17 protein-coding genes and 1 pseudogene are annotated in these 19901 nt (G+C 48.9%); 1 reads left to right on the plus strand and 17 read right to left on the minus strand.

All coding sequences use genetic code 11. The annotated features are described in order from the left end of the window. Positions 1 to 40 precede the first annotated feature (40 nt). The 15 genes and pseudogenes from AB1L17_RS23600 to speE form a co-directional block, all read right to left on the minus strand. On the minus strand, positions 41 to 673 hold the full coding sequence (locus AB1L17_RS23600) for a TetR/AcrR family transcriptional regulator (RefSeq protein ID WP_412847596.1): 633 nt from the start codon (positions 671 to 673) through the stop codon (positions 41 to 43). Between the two features lie 171 nt (positions 674 to 844). After that, positions 845 to 1987 (minus strand): acyl-CoA dehydrogenase, encoded by a 1143-nt coding sequence (locus tag AB1L17_RS23605; protein WP_412847595.1) that lies wholly within the window; start codon positions 1985 to 1987, stop codon positions 845 to 847. 35 nt (positions 1988 to 2022) lie between these two features. Next, complete coding sequence (locus AB1L17_RS23610; protein WP_412847594.1) at positions 2023 to 3165, minus strand: acyl-CoA dehydrogenase; 1143 nt, start codon at positions 3163 to 3165, stop codon at positions 2023 to 2025. A 31-nt stretch (positions 3166 to 3196) separates the two neighbouring features. Continuing rightward, positions 3197 to 4048, minus strand: a complete 852-nt coding sequence (locus AB1L17_RS23615; RefSeq protein ID WP_412847593.1) for a 3-hydroxybutyryl-CoA dehydrogenase — start codon at positions 4046 to 4048, stop codon at positions 3197 to 3199. A gap of 14 nt (positions 4049 to 4062) precedes the next feature. After that, positions 4063 to 5241, minus strand: a complete 1179-nt coding sequence (locus AB1L17_RS23620; protein WP_412847592.1) for an acetyl-CoA C-acetyltransferase — start codon at positions 5239 to 5241, stop codon at positions 4063 to 4065. A gap of 161 nt (positions 5242 to 5402) precedes the next feature. After that, positions 5403 to 6506, minus strand: a complete 1104-nt coding sequence (locus AB1L17_RS23625) for a hypothetical protein (RefSeq protein WP_412847591.1) — start codon at positions 6504 to 6506, stop codon at positions 5403 to 5405. Beyond that, the gene (locus AB1L17_RS23630; protein ID WP_412847590.1) at positions 6503 to 7042 is read right to left on the minus strand and encodes a sigma-70 family RNA polymerase sigma factor; all 540 of its coding nucleotides are present in this window, start codon (positions 7040 to 7042) and stop codon (positions 6503 to 6505) included. Before AB1L17_RS23630 ends, AB1L17_RS23625 begins: the two co-directional genes overlap by 4 nt. A gap of 115 nt (positions 7043 to 7157) precedes the next feature. After that, positions 7158 to 9233 carry a heterodisulfide reductase-related iron-sulfur binding cluster gene (locus AB1L17_RS23635; RefSeq protein WP_412847589.1) on the minus strand — a complete coding sequence of 692 codons (2076 nt, stop codon included), beginning with the start codon at positions 9231 to 9233 and terminating at the stop codon, positions 7158 to 7160. A gap of 269 nt (positions 9234 to 9502) precedes the next feature. Next, complete coding sequence (kamA, locus tag AB1L17_RS23640) at positions 9503 to 10867, minus strand: lysine 2,3-aminomutase (protein ID WP_412847588.1); 1365 nt, start codon at positions 10865 to 10867, stop codon at positions 9503 to 9505. A gap of 164 nt (positions 10868 to 11031) precedes the next feature. Beyond that, a complete protein-coding gene (locus tag AB1L17_RS23645) occupies positions 11032 to 12450 on the minus strand; it encodes a sigma-54 interaction domain-containing protein (RefSeq protein ID WP_412847613.1) in 1419 nt (472 codons plus the stop codon). Between the two features lie 73 nt (positions 12451 to 12523). Continuing rightward, positions 12524 to 12916, minus strand: a complete 393-nt coding sequence (locus AB1L17_RS23650; protein WP_412847587.1) for a hypothetical protein — start codon at positions 12914 to 12916, stop codon at positions 12524 to 12526. 74 nt (positions 12917 to 12990) lie between these two features. Continuing rightward, the gene (locus tag AB1L17_RS23655; protein WP_412847586.1) at positions 12991 to 13404 is read right to left on the minus strand and encodes a YwiB family protein; all 414 of its coding nucleotides are present in this window, start codon (positions 13402 to 13404) and stop codon (positions 12991 to 12993) included. Between the two features lie 55 nt (positions 13405 to 13459). Beyond that, a pseudogene (locus AB1L17_RS23660) lies at positions 13460 to 14703 on the minus strand (MFS transporter). 183 nt (positions 14704 to 14886) lie between these two features. Further along, positions 14887 to 15756: an agmatinase gene (gene speB / locus AB1L17_RS23665; RefSeq protein ID WP_390300869.1), complete on the minus strand. Its 870-nt coding sequence runs from the start codon at positions 15754 to 15756 to the stop codon at positions 14887 to 14889. A 19-nt stretch (positions 15757 to 15775) separates the two neighbouring features. Then, positions 15776 to 16609 (minus strand): polyamine aminopropyltransferase, encoded by an 834-nt coding sequence (speE, locus tag AB1L17_RS23670; protein WP_088911020.1) that lies wholly within the window; start codon positions 16607 to 16609, stop codon positions 15776 to 15778. A gap of 196 nt (positions 16610 to 16805) precedes the next feature. Here speE and AB1L17_RS23675 point away from each other — a divergent pair, with 196 nt between their 5' ends. Beyond that, positions 16806 to 18857, plus strand: a complete 2052-nt coding sequence (locus tag AB1L17_RS23675) for a transglycosylase domain-containing protein (RefSeq protein ID WP_412847585.1) — start codon at positions 16806 to 16808, stop codon at positions 18855 to 18857. Positions 18858 to 18909: 52 nt separating this feature from the next. Here the strand turns inward: AB1L17_RS23675 and AB1L17_RS23680 are convergent, their stop codons facing one another. Then, positions 18910 to 19167, minus strand: a complete 258-nt coding sequence (locus AB1L17_RS23680; protein WP_412847584.1) for a hypothetical protein — start codon at positions 19165 to 19167, stop codon at positions 18910 to 18912. A gap of 236 nt (positions 19168 to 19403) precedes the next feature. Next, the gene (locus AB1L17_RS23685) at positions 19404 to 19901 is read right to left on the minus strand and encodes a YwhD family protein (protein WP_412847583.1); all 498 of its coding nucleotides are present in this window, start codon (positions 19899 to 19901) and stop codon (positions 19404 to 19406) included.

Genomic DNA, 19901 nt, shown 5'->3' on the forward strand with positions numbered 1-19901 from the left:
GCTTGCACCCTATATTTCCCGGACTTTTTAAACTCTCTTCTTAATCGGAGACACTGATTTCACGAAGCAACAGGGCAATTTGCTTCTCTGTGTACTCCTCAATCGTATAGTGCTTTTTCAATGCCCAGCGGCGGAATACCCACATTTCGCCCAGCACCATGATGTTGTCCGCCATCAGCTTGACGTTCTTTTCATCAATGCGCAGCGAACCATCGGCAATCCCTTTTTCCAGGATCTCTACGAAAATGTGCGAAATGGCTGCTTCACGCCCCAAGACGTAACGGAGTGTCTCTTTTGGCAACGATTTTGCTTCCTGATAAATAAGCAAAACACGGTCGCTCATCTGATCCATAACGCGGATCAAGCTCTTTAATGCCACTTTTAATGTTTTCAGACCAGTTCCGTTGAAGTTAATCGCTTCACGTAAACGCGTCTCCATCTCTGCATGAATGGCATCACAAACAAGATAGAGCACGTCTTCCTTGGACTCGATATACTCGTACAACGTACCGATACTGAATCCAGACGCCCGAGCGATCTCTCTCGTCGTCGTTTTATGAAAGCCTTTATTAATGAAGAGATGAACAGCAGCCTCAATAATCTGCTCTCGTCTTCTCTCGATCAGCTTTGGGTCCTTTACCAGGGACGGTATCGTTTTTCTCTTATCAGACACTTACAGATCCACCTTTCCAACCGACTGAGCGTTTGGTCAGACGCCTCATAGAAAAGCAGGCGCAAACACTCTACTTTTGTATCATTCGCTGATCATTATACGCGAGTAAGAGCACAAAGCCAAACTTTTCTTTTCTATGTTTTCAATCAGGCTGAAAGGCCGGACCGCTTCCTACTCTTTTAATAGGAAGTTGCTGATAACCACACGCTGGATTTCATTTGTTCCTTCATAGATCTGGGTAATCTTTGCATCACGCATGAAGCGCTCCACTGGATACTCACGCGTATAGCCGTAGCCCCCGAAAACTTGGACAGCCTCGGTAGTTACTTCCATCGCTGTATCCCCTGCGAAAACCTTGGACATGGCAGATGCTTTTCCATAAGGAAGTCCTTGATCCTCCAACCATGCCGCTTGATACGTAAGTAGGCGTGATGCCTCGATCTTGGTTGCCATATCAGCCAGCTTGAACTGGATTGCCTGCAAGGAAGAGATCGGCTTGCCGAACTGATTGCGCTCTTTGGCATAGTTCCGTGCATGTTCGAATGCACCTTGTGCGATCCCTAATGCTTGTGCAGCGATCCCGTTACGTCCACCATCCAGCGTCATCATCGCGATCTTGAAGCCTTGGCCTTCTTCGCCCAGCATATTTTCTACCGGAACACGCACATCTTCAAAATTGACCGCAAGCGTTGGCGAGGAACGAATGCCCAGCTTTTTCTCCTTTTTCCCCATCGTAAAGCCGTCCATGCCTTTTTCTACGATAAAAGCCGTGATGCCTTTATGCTTCAGCTCTGGTTGGGTAACCGCAAATACAATGTAGATTTCGGCGTCGCCTGCATTGGTAATGAAAATTTTTGTTCCATTTAAAATGTAATGGTCACCATCGCGTACCGCTGTCGTGCGCATGCCCGCAGAATCAGAGCCAGATCCTGCTTCGGTCAAACAGTACGCGCCCATTTTCTTGCCTTCTGCGAGCGGACGCAAAAACTTTTGCTTTTGCTCTTCTGTCCCGAATTTGTAAATCGGCCAGCTCGCCAAGGAAACATGCGCGGACAGTGTCACACCGATGGAGGCATCCACACGGGAAAGCTCTTCCACAGCGATGACGTAGCTCAAGTAATCTGCACCCGCTCCGCCGTATTGTTCCGGCCAAGGAATGCCTGTGAGCCCCAGCTCAGCCATCTGCTCAAAAATAGCACGGTCAAAGCGCTCCTCTTCATCGCGCTCTGCGGCTGTCGGAGCTACTTGATTCTCGGCAAAGTCACGAATCATTTTGCGCATCATGTCATGTTCTTCCGTCAGTTGGAAATTCATATGGATCACTCCCCCATGTGTGCTTCGTCTATCTATTAATCAGCAAGCAAATGCTTGGCGATGACGATTCGTTGAATTTCATTGGTGCCTTCATAGATTTGCGTTACTTTGGCATCCCGGAACAGGCGCTCTACCGGATATTCTCTGGTATAGCCATAGCCGCCATATATTTGGATGGCTTCTGTCGCCAGCTCCATTGCTGCATCCGTGGCAAAACGCTTCGCCATCGAGGCCTCCATCCCGCAAGAGATTCCTTGGCTGCGGAGCCACGCCGCTCGGTATACCAGCAATCGGGCTACTTCCGCTTTGGTCGCCATGTCAGCCAGCTTGAAGGCAATGGCTTGTTGCTTGCCAATTGGTTGCCCAAATTGCTTGCGTTCCCGCGCGTACTCGGTCGCGTACCCCACAGCTGCCTCCGCAATGCCGAGTGCCTGTGCAGCAATCCCAATTCGTCCACTGTCCAGATTGGCCATTGCGATACAGAAGCCTTCCCCTTCCTGTCCTAGCAGGTTGGCAGCGGGTACACGTGCATTGTCGAAAACGAGCTCGGTCGTATAGGAACCGTGAAGCCCCATCTTCTTTTCTTTTTTCCCGACCGTGAAGCCTGGCGTATCCTTCTCCACGATAAAAGCGGATATTCCTTTAGTTCCTTTCGTGGAGTCGGTGACAGCAAATGCGATATACGTATCTGCCTCCCCGCCGTTCGTGATGAACACCTTGTTTCCGTTCAGGATGTACTCATCGCCTTTTTTCACGGCTGTCGTTCTGATACTGCTTGCATCGGAGCCAGCATGCGGCTCAGTCAAGGCAAAAGCACCGAGGAATTCCCCACTCGCGAGCTTGGGCACGTATTTGCGTTTTTGCTCCTCTGTACCGAAATAGAGAATCGGGTTCGTACCGACTGAGGTATGCACCGACAAAATGACGCCTACTGTCGCACTCACCTTGGAAATCTCGTGAATGGCCAAAATGTAGGAGATAAAGTCTGCTCCGGCTCCTCCCCACTCTTCGGCGATCGGAATGCCCATGAGCCCCATCTCGCCCATCTTTTTGATGATCTGGCGCGGGAACTGGTCCGTCTCTTCCATTACGGGCACGAAAGGTGCGATCTCTTTCCCGGCAAAGTCTCGCACCATGCGCCGCATCATCTCTTGCTCTTCGTTCAATCGAAAATCCATGTCTGTCCTACCTTTCTGCGTTCATTCTCTGTTAGCTATATACGTAGAAACCTCGACCGGATTTTTTACCAAGCCATCCTGCTTTGACGTACTTGCGCAGCAACGGGCAAGGGCGGTATTTCGAATCACCGAACCCTTCGTGCAGCACCTCCATAATGTAGAGGCAGGTGTCTAGCCCGATGAAGTCAGCCAGTTGAAGCGGCCCCATCGGATGGTTCATCCCCAGCTTCATGACTTCATCGATTGCTTCCGGTGTTGCAACTCCTTCGTACACACAATAAATCGCTTCATTAATCATTGGCATCAGCACCCGATTGGAGACGAAGCCCGGGAAATCATTGACGCTCACGGGTACCTTGCTCATTTGTTTGGACAAATCTTCTGTCAGCTGATAGACTTCATCTGCTGTTTGCAGACCACGAATGATCTCGACCAGCTTCATCACCGGAACCGGGTTCATGAAGTGCATCCCGATTACCTTTTCTGGCCGCTTCGTCAATGCCGCTATCTCGGTAATCGGCAAGGAGGATGTATTGCTCGCGAGCACCGTATGCGGCGGACATACCTCGTCCAGCCTGGAAAAGATTTGCGCTTTGACGGACATGTTTTCCGTAACCGCTTCTACCACAAAATCCGCTTCAGACGCATCTGCCAGATCAGTAGACAGCGTCAGACGACCGAGAATTGCTTCCTTTTCCGCCTCGCTGAGCTTGCCTTTTTCCACGTTGCGCGACAAGTTTTTTGTAATCGTGGCTAGACCGCGTTCCACAAATGCTTGCTGGACGTCATTTAAAAAAACACGAAAGCCAGCCTGTGCCGCTACCTGGGCAATCCCGCTGCCCATCTGTCCTGCCCCGACGACCATAATGGTTTGTACGTTCATGCAAAAGGCCTCCTCTACTCTACTTTAATCAAGATGGCGTCACCTTGTGCGGCACCACTGCAAATTGCCGCGATCCCCAAGCCGCCCCCTCGTCTTTTCAATTCATAAGCGAGGTGCATAATGATCCGAGCGCCACTCGCACCAATCGGGTGTCCGAGCGCAATCGCTCCCCCGTTGACATTCACTTTCTCTGCGTCCCATCCAACGATTTTGCCACTGGTCAAAATAACGGCGGCGAACGCTTCGTTCACCTCGAACAAATCGATATCGGATAAGGAGACACCTGTCTTTTCCAAGAGCTTGTTGATCGCAAGTCCAGGAGTTGTCGCGATATAGGGAGCCTCTGCGCCGACCTCGGCGTGTCCCAGTATCGTTGCAAGCGGCTTGATGCCCAGCTGCTGTGCTTTTGCGTCTGACATCAGCACCATGGCTGCCGCTCCGTCGTTGATTCCCGGTGCATTGCCTGCCGTGATCGTCCCGTCCTTTTTGTATACCGGAGGCAGCTTCGCCAATCCTTCCTTGGTGGTATCCGGACGTGGTCCTTCATCGACACTTACTTGCAACGGCTCCCCTTTTCTTTGCGGGATGGACACCGATACTAGCTCCTCGTCAAAATGTCCTTTTTCCATCGCTTGAGCAGCTCTCTGTTGGCTACGCAGTGCCCACGCATCCTGCTCTTCTCGCGTAATCCCGTTTTCTTCCGCCACATTGCTGCCGTGAACAGCCATCGGTACTTGATCAAAAGGACATGTGAGGCCGTCGTACATCATGAGATCGCGAACCGTCGCATCTCCCATTCGCATTCCATAGCGGGCATCTGGCAATGCATACGGTGCGTTACTCATGCTCTCCATGCCGCCAGCCACGATAATCTCTCCGTCCCCAGCGCGAATGATCTGATCCCCCATTGTCACCGCACGCATCCCGGACGCACATACTTTGTTGATCGTCTCACTCGCTACATTCCATGGCAGTCCAGCCTTGCGAGCCGCCTGACGTGAGGGCACCTGACCAGCACCTGCCTGTACGACCATACCCATGATCACTTCGTCCACCTGATCGCCGGAAATACCAGCGCGCTCCACAGCTTCCTTAATAACAATGGAGCCGAGCTCTACTGCCGACAGCGCTTTCAAAGCTCCGCCAAACTTACCAAACGGGGTACGTGCTGCCCCTACAATGACCGTTTTCATCGAATGACCTCCATTCGGATGATGTTTCACATCAATACACACTTAATTGATCGAGCGTTCGTTCATTTTGCTTACTTTTATTTTGCCGTCTTCCGTACGAATAGTCAATCAATAATGAAAAAAAGGACAGCCTGACTTTTGGGAGAGTCAGGCTGTTGTTGCTATTGTCGTGCCATCCAGCTTAGCTTCCAGATGCCTTGTTTGTTTTTCAGCATTTTATATCCAACCTTTTTTCTGTTGTCCTTGAACGTTACCCAGACAACTGCTTCCTTTTCAGACGTTTGCTCAACCGTTAGGTCACTTGCCAATTCCCGCAACGTTTTCAACTGCTTCCAGCTATTTCTTGCTCCAACTGGATCTTTCTTCACATCTTCCACGTATTGATCCAATGTAGGCTTCTCTAATCCATCTTCCTCGATATGCAAAGCGTACTGGATTTCGAGCTGACCGTCTTGCTGTGCTTTCACATACAGCTTCAATACCTCGATTGGAGATAATCCACGCAAGAGTTCATCTTTTGTCTCATACATGTAATTGTAATAACGATCCTCTTCCTCTGGCTTTAAATCGAATATGGACTGAACTGCAGGTGTTTGTATACCATCCTGGTTGACATCTACGACATCCTCATTGACGGTACCGTTACTGTTCATTTTGAAAAGATAGACGTCTTTTCCTTGGACATAGCTTACAGTATACCAATGAAGCTTTTTATCCTTCCATCCAACTAACAGCTCCAAGCCCACGTCTCTTTTTAACAGACCTACAGTTTCGATCATCGCCCAATCTTCTCGTTTATACCCTTCTTTTGCGAGAATAGAATAGCCCCAATACTCATCTGCACCATCATCCCCGCTACCTCCGTAATCTTCCATGACTGTGTAAGGGACCGAAATCTTGTCTTTGATTTGGTCTTGTGTTATCCCAACACGTAAGACATCGACTATCTCATCTACCGTTTCCATAATCACCTGATCATCAGAAGCAGGGTGAGCCTTTGGATCGAGCTTTTGATTGGTACCTGACTCGACAGACGTTCCCGTCGTCGTACTCTCCTTTTGCAACCAATAAGGAGTAAACCCGATGACAAGCACAACCGCGACAAGCGCCGCGCTTACGGGGTAGGTGAATCGAAACCTTCTCTTGGCTTTCTTCTCCACATTCATGCGAATCCGCTCCTCCAAGCCAGTCGTATCTTCCATTCCTTGCAACAACGTTCGGTCAGCCGTTTCCTTGAATTCCGCCAGCAATTTGTCCAGGTTCATTCGATCCCCTCCGTTTCCAGCAGCACTTTGAGCTTTTGGCGTGCACGATGCATTTTCGTATAGACTGCTCCTGTGGTCATGTCCAAAATGACCGCGATCTCCTCTACGGACAACTCCTCGTAGTAGTGAAGGACAATCAACTGACGATAGCTATGCGGCAGCTTCATGACGAGATGGGCAAAACGGGCGCGAAGGTCATTTTGCAAAACGGCACACTCTGCTCCTTCAACTACCTCTATGTCCACTTCCGGTTTGAAAAAAAGATGACGGAACGACCACGATCGCAGGTGTTTTTTCGCTTCATTGACAGCAATTCGGTACACCCATGTTTGCATCGAGCTTTCTTGGCGGAATTTCCCGAAGTTTTTGTAAGCTAACAGGAACACATCCTGTGTGATATCTTCAGCCAGGCTGCGGTCCTTGACCATCAAGTACACGAGTCGCAGTACCTTATTCAAATAGTGCCGGATTAACTCATCAAATAATGCTTCTTTTGTTTTGGTTAAGCTTTTCTCTGCAAGCTCCAGCTTCCTCACTCCCTTCCCACTCCTTTAGATTCAGCTGGCTCCTTTATCTTACAGTTTTTTGCAATAAAATAATGCGCAAGCCTCGCAGCTTTGAATCTGCACGAGGCTTGCGCATGCTATGAAGCTAGATGGCGTCTGCGAGAATTTCCGCGACGTCGCGTGTTTTGACGTGATCTTCCTGTTCCTTGGTCTTGATTCCATCGTTCATCATAGTCAGGCAGTACGGGCACGCACTGGCGATTTCCGTCGGCTTGACCTCCAAAGCCTGCTCTGTCCGCGTAACGTTGACACGAGAGCCTTCATGCTCTTCCATCCACATCAAGCCGCCGCCCGCTCCGCAGCACATACTGTCGCAGCCGCTGCGCTTCATCTCGACGACCTCTACCCCTGGAATGGCTTCGAGGATCACGCGTGGCTTGTCGTAAATTTCGTTGTAGCGGCCCAAATAGCACGAATCGTGATACGTGATGCGCTCCTTTACTTCCTTGGATGGCTTCAGTCGTCCTTCCTGTACCCACTGGGCCAACAGTTCGGAATGGTGGTACACTTCTGCCTGGAGTCCAAACTCTGGATACTCATTTTTAAACGTATTGTACGCATGAGGGTCGCATGTCACGATCTTTTTCACTTCATAACCTTCAAACAGGGCGATATTTTCTTGCGCGAGCTGCTGGAACAAGAACTCGTTACCAATGCGGCGAGCCGTATCGCCAGAGTTCTTTTCCTCATTGCCGAGAATGGCAAATTTCACACCAGCTTCGTGCATCAGCTTCACAAAGGCTTGGGAAATTTTTTGGCTGCGCAAGTCGAATGATCCCATCGAGCCTACCCAGAACAAGTACTCGAATTCCTCTGCCTGCTTCACTGTTGGCACCTCGTACTCACCGTTCAAGCCCTCGATCCACTTCGTCCGGTCTTTGCGGTTGATTCCCCACGGGTTGCCCTGACGCTCGATATTGTTCAAGGCACGCTGCGCTTCTGCTGGCATGCTGCCTTCTGTCATGACCAGGTAGCGGCGCATATCGATGATCTTATCTACGTGCTCGTTCATCACCGGGCATTGGTCTTCACAGTTGCGACAGGTTGTACAAGCCCACAGCTCCTGCTCAGTAATGACATCGCCGATCAAATTTTTCTCATAGACCGCAGTTGCTCCTTCCGCCGTCGCCGCTACTTCAGATGCCTGGATTGCAATCTGATTGGCCGTCGTCTGCGAAAAGGCGAAGTTCGGCATCCATGGTGTACGGGATGTCACCGATGCTCCTTTTTCGGTCAGATGGTCGCGCATTTTCGTAATCAGATCCATCGGGGAGAGCATTTTTCCCGTTCCGGAGGCCGGGCACATATTCGTACAGCGCCCGCACTCGACACAAGCGTACAGGTCAATCAGCTGTGTTTGGGTAAAATCCTCAATCTTGCCAACACCGAAAACTTCCTGCGTCTCGTCTTCGAAGTTGATGCTAGTCAGCTTGCCTGGCGGGTCCAGCTTCTTGAACCAGACATTAACCGGCGCAAACAGCAAATGCGCGTGCTTGGACTGCGGAACATACACTGCGAAGCCGAGCAGGATGATCAGATGCAGCCACCAGAAAACGTAAAAGCCTACCGCTGCACCTGTTGTCCCTACTCCAATCGCAGAGAAGACGATCGCGAAAACAGAAGAGATCGGAGCAAAGCCGGACGGTTCGTGTCCGAGCCAAATTTGTTCAAAAGCAAGCGAGAGCAACACGGTCGCCATCAGGGAGGAGATCAGCAAGAGGACAAGCCCTGATTTGAAGCCGCGCTTCAGACGCTTGAGCTTTTCGATGTAGCGACGATAAAAAGCGTAGCCGACCGCTGCCAAAATGAGAAACGTGGTAATCTCCTGCATGACGGAGAAGTATTTGTGAGCGCTACCAAAAGGAAGCTCGTAGCCTTTCGAAAGCCCTTTGATGACCAGCTCGATGGCTCCAAATTGCAGGGTGATAAAGCCGTAAAACATTACGACGTGCATAACGCCGCTCTTTTTGTCCTTCAGCAGCTTCTTGTGGAGAATGACGTTGTCCAGCATCAGATTGATGCGTGCCCCAAAGTCATTTTTCACATCCGGTTTTTTCCCCAGCTTGATGAACAAGTATCTGCTGTACACGACATGCCCAGCTAAATACAGTCCGTAAGCGAGAACCAGGAAAAAGGCGATCAAATTAATGAGTGCCAGCATGTTTTCTACTCCCCTCTATTGCGAGTTTGTCTTTGGACGTGGAAATCGTTTTTTTCTATCTTATCAGAATTATGGAAATAAATGAATGAGTATTCAGTCAGTTAGTTTATTTTTTTCGAAAAATGAAACGATACTGAGCGACCGCTCATAATGGGTATACCTTGATCTTATCACACAAGTTGCGAATCATCCATCCTCTTCGAAGAGTTGGAAATATTCTTACGAAAAAAAGAAACAGCTACCTTCATACGGGTAGCTGTTGATCATGCTTATTTTCCTGAGGCTTCCTTCGTCTCGGCAGTGGTCTGTTCTTTCTTGGCCTTTTGCTCTGACCGTACATCTGCGAGAGACTTGACCTTGGTCGCCTTGATCCGCTTGTTGCGCGGGAGATCGGTCGGCTCCAAATTGTCTACTTCATCTTGCATAAGTGCTGCGATACCCACTGCTTTGCCTTTTGCTGCTATGCAGTATTCGCAGTTTTCCTCGTCATGCTCATGGTATTGCTTCGGTTCTGGATAAGAGGTGATAACGCCTTCAAAATTACGCAGCACAACTTTATCGGATGCTTGCGAAATAATGTAGTTCGGGCTGACTGGAATTTTACCGCCGCCGTGTGGAGCATCCACAACGAAGGTCGGAACCGCATAGCCGGAAGTATGGCCGCGCAAGTGCTCAATGATTTCGATCCCTTTGCTGACAGGCGCGCGGAAGTGACCGATTCCCTCCGACAGATCGCACTGATAGATATAGTAGGGGCGCACGCGGATTTTGACCAGGTCCTGCACCAGCTTTTTCATCGTGTTCGCGCAATCGTTGATTCCCGCGAGAATAACTGCCTGATTGCCGAGCGGAACACCAGCATTGGCGAGCATTTCGCAAGCTAGCTTTGCTTCCGGTGTAATTTCTTTTGGATGGTTAAAATGTGTATTGAGCCATACTGGATGGTATTTTTTCAAGATGTTGCACAGGTTTTCGGTAATACGCTGCGGGAATACAACTGGTGCACGCGTACCAATCCGAATAATTTCAACGTGCGGAATATCACGCAGGCTGCTGATGATGTATTCCAGTACGCGGTCATTGATCAACAAACCGTCTCCACCAGAGAGCAGTACATCGCGGACTTCTGGTCTGCTACGGATGTAATCGATACAGGCGTCCAGCTGTTTCTTTGGTACACCCATGCCGATTTGACCTGAGAAGCGACGGCGCGTGCAGTAACGGCAATACATGGAGCATTGGTTCGTCACCAGGAAAAGCACACGATCTGGATAGCGATGCGTTAAACCAGGCACAGGAGAATCGGTATCCTCGTGAAGTGGATCTTCCATGTCGTATTTCGTACGAACCATCTCAGAGGACAAAGGCACAGACTGCATACGAACCGGATCGCTTGGATCGTCTGGGTCCATCAGAGAAGCATAGTAAGGCGTAATGTTCAGCGGAATGGTTTGCGTGGAAATGCGCACGCCTTCTTCCTCTTCTGGCGTCAGGTTGATTACCTGCTTCAAATCATCGACCGTCTTAATGGTGTGGGTAAGCTGCCACATCCAGTCATTCCATTGTTCGTCCGTGACATCCTTCCAGAGTTCTATTGAACGCCAATCGCGTTTTGTCGCTACTGTCATTTGCATCCCGTCTCCCCTCGTCAAATGGTGAACCTCATCGTTTCACTCGACCAAGAAGAGATGCAAGTGCTATGCCAACAAATCAAAAGATTTAGAAAATAAGGAATAGAGCGTTTCGCGAGCGCTTCATCCCCATTTGAATCATCTTGAGTCTGCCGAATTTTCGGCACTCAACAGGGAGGGATCGTCCGTTGCGAGAGCTTGTATTGCAGCGTCTGTCTCGGAATGCCCAAAAGCTTGGCTGCGCGAAGGACATTGCCGTCTGTCTGCTGCATCGCGTCTTTGATGACCTTCTCCTCCACCTCTCGCAAAATCTCGGGCAGCGTACAGCCTTCCCTTGAAAGAAGTTCTGCCGATATCGGATTGGCTTCTTTCTCTGACTGCGAGCGTTCCAGCAAATGAGCAGGAAGATGCTCTAACAAAATGAGGTCAGACTCCACCATATTCATCGCTGCTTCAATGACGTGTTCCAGCTCGCGCACGTTCCCCGGCCAATCGTACCCGGCAAACAAGCGCGCCACTTCACTACTGATTCCACGCACATTCATGCCGAATATGCGATTAAACTTTTGCACAAAATGGTCAATCAGCATATCCACATCTTCTCTGCGCTCACGCAGTGGCGGCAGTTCAAAAGAAACGACGTTGATCCGGTAGTACAGATCTGTTCGCATGACTCCTCGCTCCACGAGTGACTGTGGTGCCTCATTGACTGCGGCGATGACCCGTACGTCTACCTTCGTCGATTGGCTCCCGCCGATTCGTCTGATCTGACCATCCTGGAGAACACGCAGCAGCTTGGCCTGCAAATCGAGCGGCATGCTGTTCAGCTCATCCAGAAACAAAGTACCACCATCCGCCAGCTCGAATAATCCTGGGCGATCATCGGCTCCCGTAAAGCTTCCCTTCGTCGTGCCAAAAAGCAGGCTTTCTAGCAACGAGGCCGGAAGCGCGGCACAGTTTTGCGCGATAAATGGCATATGACTACGTACAGAAGCCTGGTGAATGGATTGGACAAACAGCTCTTTTCCCGTCCCGGTTTCGCCGTAAATCAACACGGGGGAGGTAGTCCGTGCAGCTTTTCGAGCGCGCTCCTTTAGGCGTTTCATTTTTTCACTCATCGTCAAAATGTCTTCGAAGTGGAAAGTCGTCTCATCTACTGTGCGTTTTGTCCGTTTCGGCTTGCTAATCTTGGCCTGCAAATCGACCAATCGCTCCGACAGCTCTTTTAGCTTGCCGATATCCTTCGCCACCTCGACTGCGCCAACTAACCTTTTGCCTACTCTTACCGGGAGTGTCGTGTTGATGGTCTCCACACGCATTCCCTTCCAGTTTTTATACGTCTGGGTCTGGTTGTAGATCGATTCGCCACTATCGATGACGCGAAGCAGGGTGCTCGACTGTCGGTCAAGTGAAGGGAAAACCTCCAATAACGGCTTCCCCAATACTTCCTCCGAGGTTAGCCCATCGAGCTTGGCTGCAACGTGATTGTAAAAGATGGTTATGCCATTTGCGTCCACGACATGAATTCCTTCATCGATAGCACCCAAGATCGCCTGCAACATTTCTACCGTATCTGACAACGGCATCCTGGTTTTCACTCCTTCCATCCTTGCTGCCAAAAAACCATCACTATGCCGAATATTCGGCATTTTTGCTATGTTATCGATAACGCCCTACCTGAATGGCAAGCATGGCGGTATACAGTAAATGTCCACATACCCAGATGAGAAACGCTACCCAACTCATCGCCGCTTGGCTCAACAGGCTAAATGGGAAAAACGCGACGGAAAACCCGAGCATCCAATACAGCAAGTATCGTACTGAGCGGGCTTTTTGTTCCCGCGGATAAAAATGCATGAGAAAAAAGGCGATGATCACACTGATCAACAAATGAATCAAAAGTTCTACAACAGAGGGGAGGTTCTCCATTCCCGGCACATAGCTGACGTCAATTAAAACGGGAAAGGTACTGGTATCAAACAATCCATCTCCGAGCGCCAAAAAAGCAGCGAGTCCCAGACCGGCTATCAGTCCATTTACGAGTACAAACATACTGTATCCCCCTTTCACATCCAGCCGCAAGTACTCCTATTGTACGTGCAAAAAACCGCCCTTGCAAAGGGCGGCTATTTTACCAGCGTGATTTTCAACTCGTGCTCACCAGCGTACTGCTCATTCATCCATAGCTGGTACGCGATTTCTACGTGTACAGGAATCTCTTCTTCGTAGCGAATTCGCAGCTTGTTCGTATGCGTCTCCATTGCAAACGGACCATAGGGACTTTGATAGCTAGAATGGGTGCTGGCCCCTTTTTCGAATTGCTGTCTGGTTGAAACACCGCCCTGACGAACGAGCGTGATGGCCGTAGCTGTCAGCTTCAGAGTCGTACTTACTTCACCTGCGCCTTCCATCTGCTCTTTATAAGTCAGATACCAAGCGGATGCTTTTTGCACGAGTTTCCCTGCATAGCTGTGTGTCGTTTCTTCCCAGCTTCCTTCGACGTGATGCCGTGCAGTCAGTTTTACTTGTATGTCTTGCATGCTGCTTCCACACTCCACTTTCTTTCGCTTCCCATTTCTCCCTACATTCTACCTTTCATCGCTCTTGTGTGGCAACCGCCGCCTCAGCCTTGGCGTCTGCCAGCAAATAGCGCATGGTGGTAGAAATACCGATAGCCGCAAGCACCAGCAAGCCTGCCAGTACCAAGTACCCGACGCCTGCACCTGTGTAATCGATCATCGCCGTAAACAAACCGATCAGAACCAAACGCATCATCATGCCGATTGAGTTAAAAAAGCTCATAACCCGCCCCATCTGATGCTTCGGTACAACAGTCATATAAAGCGATTGTCGAATCAAGCGGACAGAAGCGTTACTCCACCCGTAAAACGTGTACGCCGCAATCAGCGCCCAACCATACGGCAAAGCGATCATAACGACAATCGCAATCGCGAACAAAAGAGTATTGCCGATCATAGCTGCTAATTGCCCCATCTTGCGGACAATGAAAGCAACGAGTACACCTGCCGCCACCGCGCCCAATGCATACGTGACCTCGCCTAGCGAATAAACCGAGACACCCTCCTGCAGCGTTTGGCTTATGTAAACAGGCTTCAACAAATTTGTAGCCATCACAGCAATGAAGGGCATGAGTGCCGAAACCCCAAAAAGGAGAAAGCCTTTCTTTTGCCGAATGTACCGCCAGCTCTCCATCAGCTGCCCCGTCCAAGCAACGCCCTGATTTTGCTTCGCTTCTTTTTCCAACGTGAATGTATACGTCATCGTGGACAACAAAGTAAAGGCGAACAAGTACGTAATCGCATTGAAGATAATGACCACATGCAGTCCATAGGAGCTCAGCAAAATCCCTGCAAACGCTCCAGCCAAGACAGATGCCGTCTGTCCTTCGATCTCAAGCAGGCTGTTGATACTGTTGTAATGCTTGGGCTCAAACGTCTCCTGAACCAGCGCGGACTGTGTCGGGTAATGAATCTGATACATAAAGGTCGTAGTCAAATAAATAACAATCAGCATCCACTCCGTATACTCCCCGAAAAAGCCCCAGATCGCGAGCAGGCCAAGTACGCCAAAACCGATCAAATTTTCAACTAACAGCATTTTTTTGCGTGAATAACGATCAATGAGTGTCCCGATATACGGACCGATGAAAAACATCAGCAACGCAGAAGTAAACATGGTCGAGCCTAGCAACTGAGCGGAGCCTGTCGTTTCTACGAGGAACCAGGCAATCCCGATCATCGTCATACCTTGACCAAAGCCGGAGAAAAGATTAGAAAAAATAGCTTTCGAAATGGAGCGTAGGCAAATACTTCTCTCATAAAATGACAACCCCTTCGATAAAAGCCTCCGTCGACTTGCGAATCATTCCACTATTATGATTGTACTGATAATTTGATACTTTGCAAACAAAAATGTTTATTAATTAAATTGATCCTGTCTATCTATACGGAAAAAGCCCCCGGTTCCTTTACAAAACCGGAGGCTTATTCAACAGATGGTTCTTATTTTACAAAGCTCAAGAGCAGCTCGCGAACGATTTTGGATGCCGCGATTTGCGTCATTTCACTGTGGTCATACACAGGAGCAACCTCCACCAGGTCACAACCGATGACATTCGCACCGTTGTTTGCCATGAAGTGAATGGTATCGAGCAGCTCACGAGACGTGATGCCGCCTGCTTCTGTAGTACCTGTGCCCGGAGCGTGTGCAGGGTCCAATACATCGATGTCAATCGACAGGTAGATCGGACGGTTGCCAATGGTAGGCAGCACTTGCTTCACTGGCTCCAGTACATCGTATTTGTACAGATGCATGTTTTCTTTTGCCCACTCAAACTCATCTTTCATACCGCTGCGGATACCGAAAGAGTAAACATTTTTGCCGCCGATCAGGTTGCATACCTTTTTGATCGGGGTAGAGTGGGAGTATTCGTAGCCCTCGTAGTTGTCACGCAGGTCGGTATGCGCGTCAAAGTGGAAGACGACCATATCCTTGTACTTTTCATAAACCGCTTGGAATACTGGCCAGGAAACCAAGTGCTCTCCGCCCAGACCCAATGGGAACTTGCCATCTTCCAATACTTTTGCCACGAATGTACGGATCGCATCCAGGCTTCCTTCCACGTTTCCAAAAGGAAGTGGAATATCGCCGGCATCAAAGTATTTGATGTCTTCTAACAGCCTGTCCAGGTACGGGCTGTACTCTTCCAGACCGATGGAAACCTCACGAATACGGGAAGGACCAAAACGAGAACCCGGACGGAAGCTAACTGTCCAGTCCATCGGCATGCCATAAATAACCGCTTGGCTTTCTTCATAATTCCCGTGACTACGGATAAAGACGTTGCCAGAGTATGCTTCGTCAAAACGCATAGGGGTTGTCCTCCTCCGATTAGTCGCGAGTCAGCTCAGCCACAAAGTTTGGCAGTTTGAAAGCAGCGTGGTGAACTTCCGCATTGTAGTATTTGGTGCCCAAATCTTTGATTTTCGCTGGGTCTACTTCCAACGGATCGTGTTGCTTGGAAGCGATCGTGAAGCTCCACAGTCCGGATGGATAAGTAGGGATGCTGCAAGTGTACAGACGAGTAACCGGGAAGATCGATTTCAGGTCTTTGAACACGCGCTTGATCAGATCGCGGTTGAACCAAGGAGATTCGGTTTGGGCAACCATGATTCCGTCTGGTTTCAACGCATCGTGAATGCCTTGGTAGAAGCCTTTTTCGAACAGACCTACTGCTGGTCCAACTGGCTCAGTAGAGTCTACCATGATCACGTCGTACTCACCTTTGTGGTCATGGATATGTTTAATACCATCGATTACTTGTACATCAACGCGCGGATTGCCTGTCAACGCACTCGCAATCTCAGGGAAATATTTTTTGCAAGATTCAATGACGCCACCGTCGATTTCAGCCAGAACTGCTTTTTCTACAGACGCATGCTTTACGATTTCACGAATAGCACCGCCATCGCCGCCGCCTACAACCAGAACCTTTTTCGGGTTTGGATGTGTATTCAGCGCGATATGAGAAATCATTTCATGGTAGACAAACTCATCGACATCGGTAGTCATAACCATGCCGTCGAGCACTAACATGCGACCAAACTGCTTCGTATTAATAACGTCGATTTGTTGAAACTCGGATTTCTCACTGTATAGGGTTTCTGTAATTTTCGTTGTTATCCCGTGATTTTCCGTCTGTTTTTCGGTGTACCACAATTCCATGTTCATGGCTATGTAACCTCCTTCAATTAACCGCATGAAAATACAATATAACAAGAAAATTATAGTAGCTGTCTTTCAAATTGCAAGATATTTTTCTGACAAGGAAAGTTTAACCAGCTTGCAAGCGACCCATACTACTAGTAACGTAGTATGTCCTATTTTATTTATTCAACCGCAGAGAGGAGGAGATGCACACATGGAAGTCATGCGCGAAGCCCCATTAATGCGTTATTTACGTTGGGCCAAGAAATTCGTAAAATTTGTCATTCTCAGCCTATTATGTTTCTCTTTCGCCATCCTGCTCCTTATTTTGTACTTGCGCTCGCAACCACTCCCGGAAGCCTTCGTGAAGCAAACCACTACGATTTATGCTTCCAATGGAGAGGTTTTGGATACGATGCACCGTGGCGAGAACCGGATTTCTGTGCCACTTGCAGAGATTTCACCAGCATTGCTTGACGCGACGATTGCCATCGAGGATCGTTCGTTCCGCGAACATTTCGGCTTCGATTGGAAGCGCTTGGCGATGGCCGCTTATGTCGACGTCATTAACATGGACATGCGACAGGGAGCCAGCACGATTACCCAACAGCTAGCCAGAAACCTGTACCTTAGTTTGGACAAGACATGGGAACGAAAAATCAAAGAAGCCTTGCTTGCGATTCAGCTTGAACTGAATTACAACAAGGATGAAATATTAGAGATGTACGTGAATCAAATTTATTACGGTCATTCAGCCTATGGTGTACAAGCTGCTGCCCAGACTTATTTCGGCAAGGACGCCAAAGACTTGACCGTCGCTGAGAGCGCTATGCTCGCCGGTATTCCGAAAGGTCCTACTTATTATTCACCATTTGTCGATTTCGAGCGGGCCAAAGCCAGACAAAAGCTCATTCTGAATGCGATGGAACGTGATAACATGCTGACATCAAAAGAAGTAGATCAAGCCTATGCAGAGCCGATCAAGCTGAAAAAGCGCACAACCGAAAATATAGCCGAGCAAGCTCCTTATTTCCGTGATTACATCGCCAATTTAGTGAAAAACAAATACGGTATTGAAGAAGAAAAATTTATTCACGGCGGTCTGAAAATCCACACGACTCTTGATCCAGTCATGCAAAAAAAAGCAGAGGATATCGTAGCCTCCGTCTTGCCGAAAAACAATCCGAACCTACAAGTAGCTCTCGTCGCCATGGACCCTGCTACCGGCTATATCAAAGCGATGGTAGGAGGACGAGACTATAAGGTGAGCCAGTTCAATCGCGTGCTTGGCAAGCGGCAGCCCGGTTCCTCTTTTAAACCGATTATGTATTTATCTTCCTTGCAAAATGGCTATACACCGCTCACTTTAATGAAAAGCGAACCGACTGTTTTTACATACGACAATAATAAACAGTACATCCCCGGCAATTTTGGTGGACGATATGCAAACGCCATGATCAATATGCGTGAAGCGATCAAAACCTCAGACAACATTTATGCGGTCAAAACCATTGATTTTCTGGGGCCCCAAAAAGTCGTCGATCAAGCAAAACAACTAGGCATCACAAGTTCGATGCAAGCAGTCCCCTCCCTGGCGTTAGGGACCTCTCCTGTCTCTCCTTTTGAACTAAACGCTGCTTATGCGGCGATCGTCAACAAGGGAGAAGCGGTGAAGCCCATTGCCATCACCTCCATCGAGGACAGCGAGGGCAACATTTTGGTCGAAGAAAAAACAGAAAAAACACAGGTAGCAGATCCAGTTGCTTCTGCTCTCTTAGTCAATATGATGCAAAGCGTATTTGAACAAGGGGGTACGGGATATCGCGTCGCTGGCGAAATGAACCGACCTGTCGCGGGTAAAACCGGATCAACGGATTATGACGCTTGGCTAAGTGGTTTCACTCCACAGCTCGTATCGACCGTATGGGTAGGGTACGACAAAAATCAAAAGGTCGATGATGTAAAGGAAGGCTATCTGTCCAAAAAAATCTGGGCGCAGTTCATGGAAAGTGCGCTCAAAGGGCAGCCTCCTGCACTCTTTGACATGCCAGCCGGTGTTGTTTCTGTCTATATTGATCCTGCTTCTGGAAAATTGGCGACTGAGCATTGTCCTACGCCCCAGTTATTTTATTTCGCCAGTGGAACAGAGCCACAGGATTACTGCACGGATCACATCCCGACAAATGAGACACCGACACCTTTGAAACCGCCAGACCCCTCTACGTTCTGGCAGCGTATGGGCAGCTGGTGGAAGCCAAATGAATAAATGAAAAAAAGGACGTACTCAGTGAAGAGTAACGTCCTTTTTGACATACGTATTAACCTTGCGTGTTCTGATTTTCTCCGCCACCCACGACGCCATCCCCATCTGTAAAAACGTGGTCGTTTACGATACTAATCAGACCAGCATGATCGAGCTGCTCCAATACTTCAAACAAGCTGTCCCTTTTTCCAGCTGGAAGCTTGCGAATAAAATTGTTTATCTCGGTAGGAGTCACGTGTGTGCGGAAATGGACGCCACCGTGCTTCACAAAATGATCATGCGATTGTTCATTACCACGGAGATCTTCTCCCATGGGTACCGCCCCTTCCGTCAAACAGTTTGGTTCGATCCTCATTAGTGTTCCGCGACATCCCAAAAACTATGATCAATGGAAAGAAATACATGACAAACAGGGAAAGAGTGACGGCTCTCTCCCTGTTTGTTGACCTAGTGTACATGTACACAGATATGGAAATAAGTTTACCTGACTTCAATTCTGTGAACAATTGATTTCACGATTTGTTCACAGACCGTTCACGATTTCCAACTTTAGGACAAATTTTGCTTTAATTCGTCGGTGGAATTCTCGTACATCTCTGCGCTATTATCAATCAAAAGCTTTTTCAGAGCAGCTTTTTCCTTCTCGGCCAAATCGGACAGCATAATCCGTCTCTTCATGGAGTAATCCATCCGATTCACGTGATCAGCCAAAATCTTGTAGCCTCTACGCGCTTCCCGATCGATTTCCATGTAGCATGCGGTTGCCCCTGCATAGTAAGGACCTGCTTCATTGCGATCGACCGTTACCCAAACGAGCCAGTAAGGCTTTCCATTTGGTACTTCTTCTTTATTCATCGTCCATTTGATGCCCTTTTCTACTGAACTTTTGGCATGCAAGGCACCCATGTCAATGTACGCTTCGTCCCCATCGATAATGACCGAGGACACAGCATTCAGGTCGAGTACACCTTGACCAAAGCCCCCGTGTACATCGGTTTTTCCACTCATGATGGTAAAGCCGCCTTTTTTATTATCAAAAATATCCAT

The organism is Brevibacillus jepli, assembly GCF_047229145.1.
In the GTDB taxonomy this organism is placed as follows: Bacteria; Bacillota; Bacilli; order Brevibacillales; family Brevibacillaceae; genus Brevibacillus.

Coding starts and splice junctions, on each gene's coding strand:
- AB1L17_RS23605 (WP_412847595.1), bottom strand. CDS start 1,987: ATGAATTTCCAACTGACGGAAGAACATGACATGATGCGCAAAATGATT.
- AB1L17_RS23610 (WP_412847594.1), bottom strand. CDS start 3,165: ATGGATTTTCGATTGAACGAAGAGCAAGAGATGATGCGGCGCATGGTG.
- AB1L17_RS23615 (WP_412847593.1), bottom strand. CDS start 4,048: ATGAACGTACAAACCATTATGGTCGTCGGGGCAGGACAGATGGGCAGC.
- AB1L17_RS23620 (WP_412847592.1), bottom strand. CDS start 5,241: ATGAAAACGGTCATTGTAGGGGCAGCACGTACCCCGTTTGGTAAGTTT.
- AB1L17_RS23625 (WP_412847591.1), bottom strand. CDS start 6,506: ATGAACCTGGACAAATTGCTGGCGGAATTCAAGGAAACGGCTGACCGA.
- AB1L17_RS23635 (WP_412847589.1), bottom strand. CDS start 9,233: ATGCTGGCACTCATTAATTTGATCGCCTTTTTCCTGGTTCTCGCTTAC.
- kamA (WP_412847588.1), bottom strand. CDS start 10,867: ATGCAAATGACAGTAGCGACAAAACGCGATTGGCGTTCAATAGAACTC.
- AB1L17_RS23645 (WP_412847613.1), bottom strand. CDS start 12,450: ATGCCGTTGTCAGATACGGTAGAAATGTTGCAGGCGATCTTGGGTGCT.
- AB1L17_RS23650 (WP_412847587.1), bottom strand. CDS start 12,916: ATGTTTGTACTCGTAAATGGACTGATAGCCGGTCTGGGACTCGCTGCT.
- AB1L17_RS23655 (WP_412847586.1), bottom strand. CDS start 13,404: ATGCAAGACATACAAGTAAAACTGACTGCACGGCATCACGTCGAAGGA.
- speB (WP_390300869.1), bottom strand. CDS start 15,756: ATGCGTTTTGACGAAGCATACTCTGGCAACGTCTTTATCCGTAGTCAC.
- speE (WP_088911020.1), bottom strand. CDS start 16,609: ATGGAATTGTGGTACACCGAAAAACAGACGGAAAATCACGGGATAACA.
- AB1L17_RS23675 (WP_412847585.1), top strand. CDS start 16,806: ATGGAAGTCATGCGCGAAGCCCCATTAATGCGTTATTTACGTTGGGCC.
- AB1L17_RS23680 (WP_412847584.1), bottom strand. CDS start 19,167: ATGGGAGAAGATCTCCGTGGTAATGAACAATCGCATGATCATTTTGTG.
- AB1L17_RS23685 (WP_412847583.1), bottom strand. CDS start 19,901: ATGGATATTTTTGATAATAAAAAAGGCGGCTTTACCATCATGAGTGGA.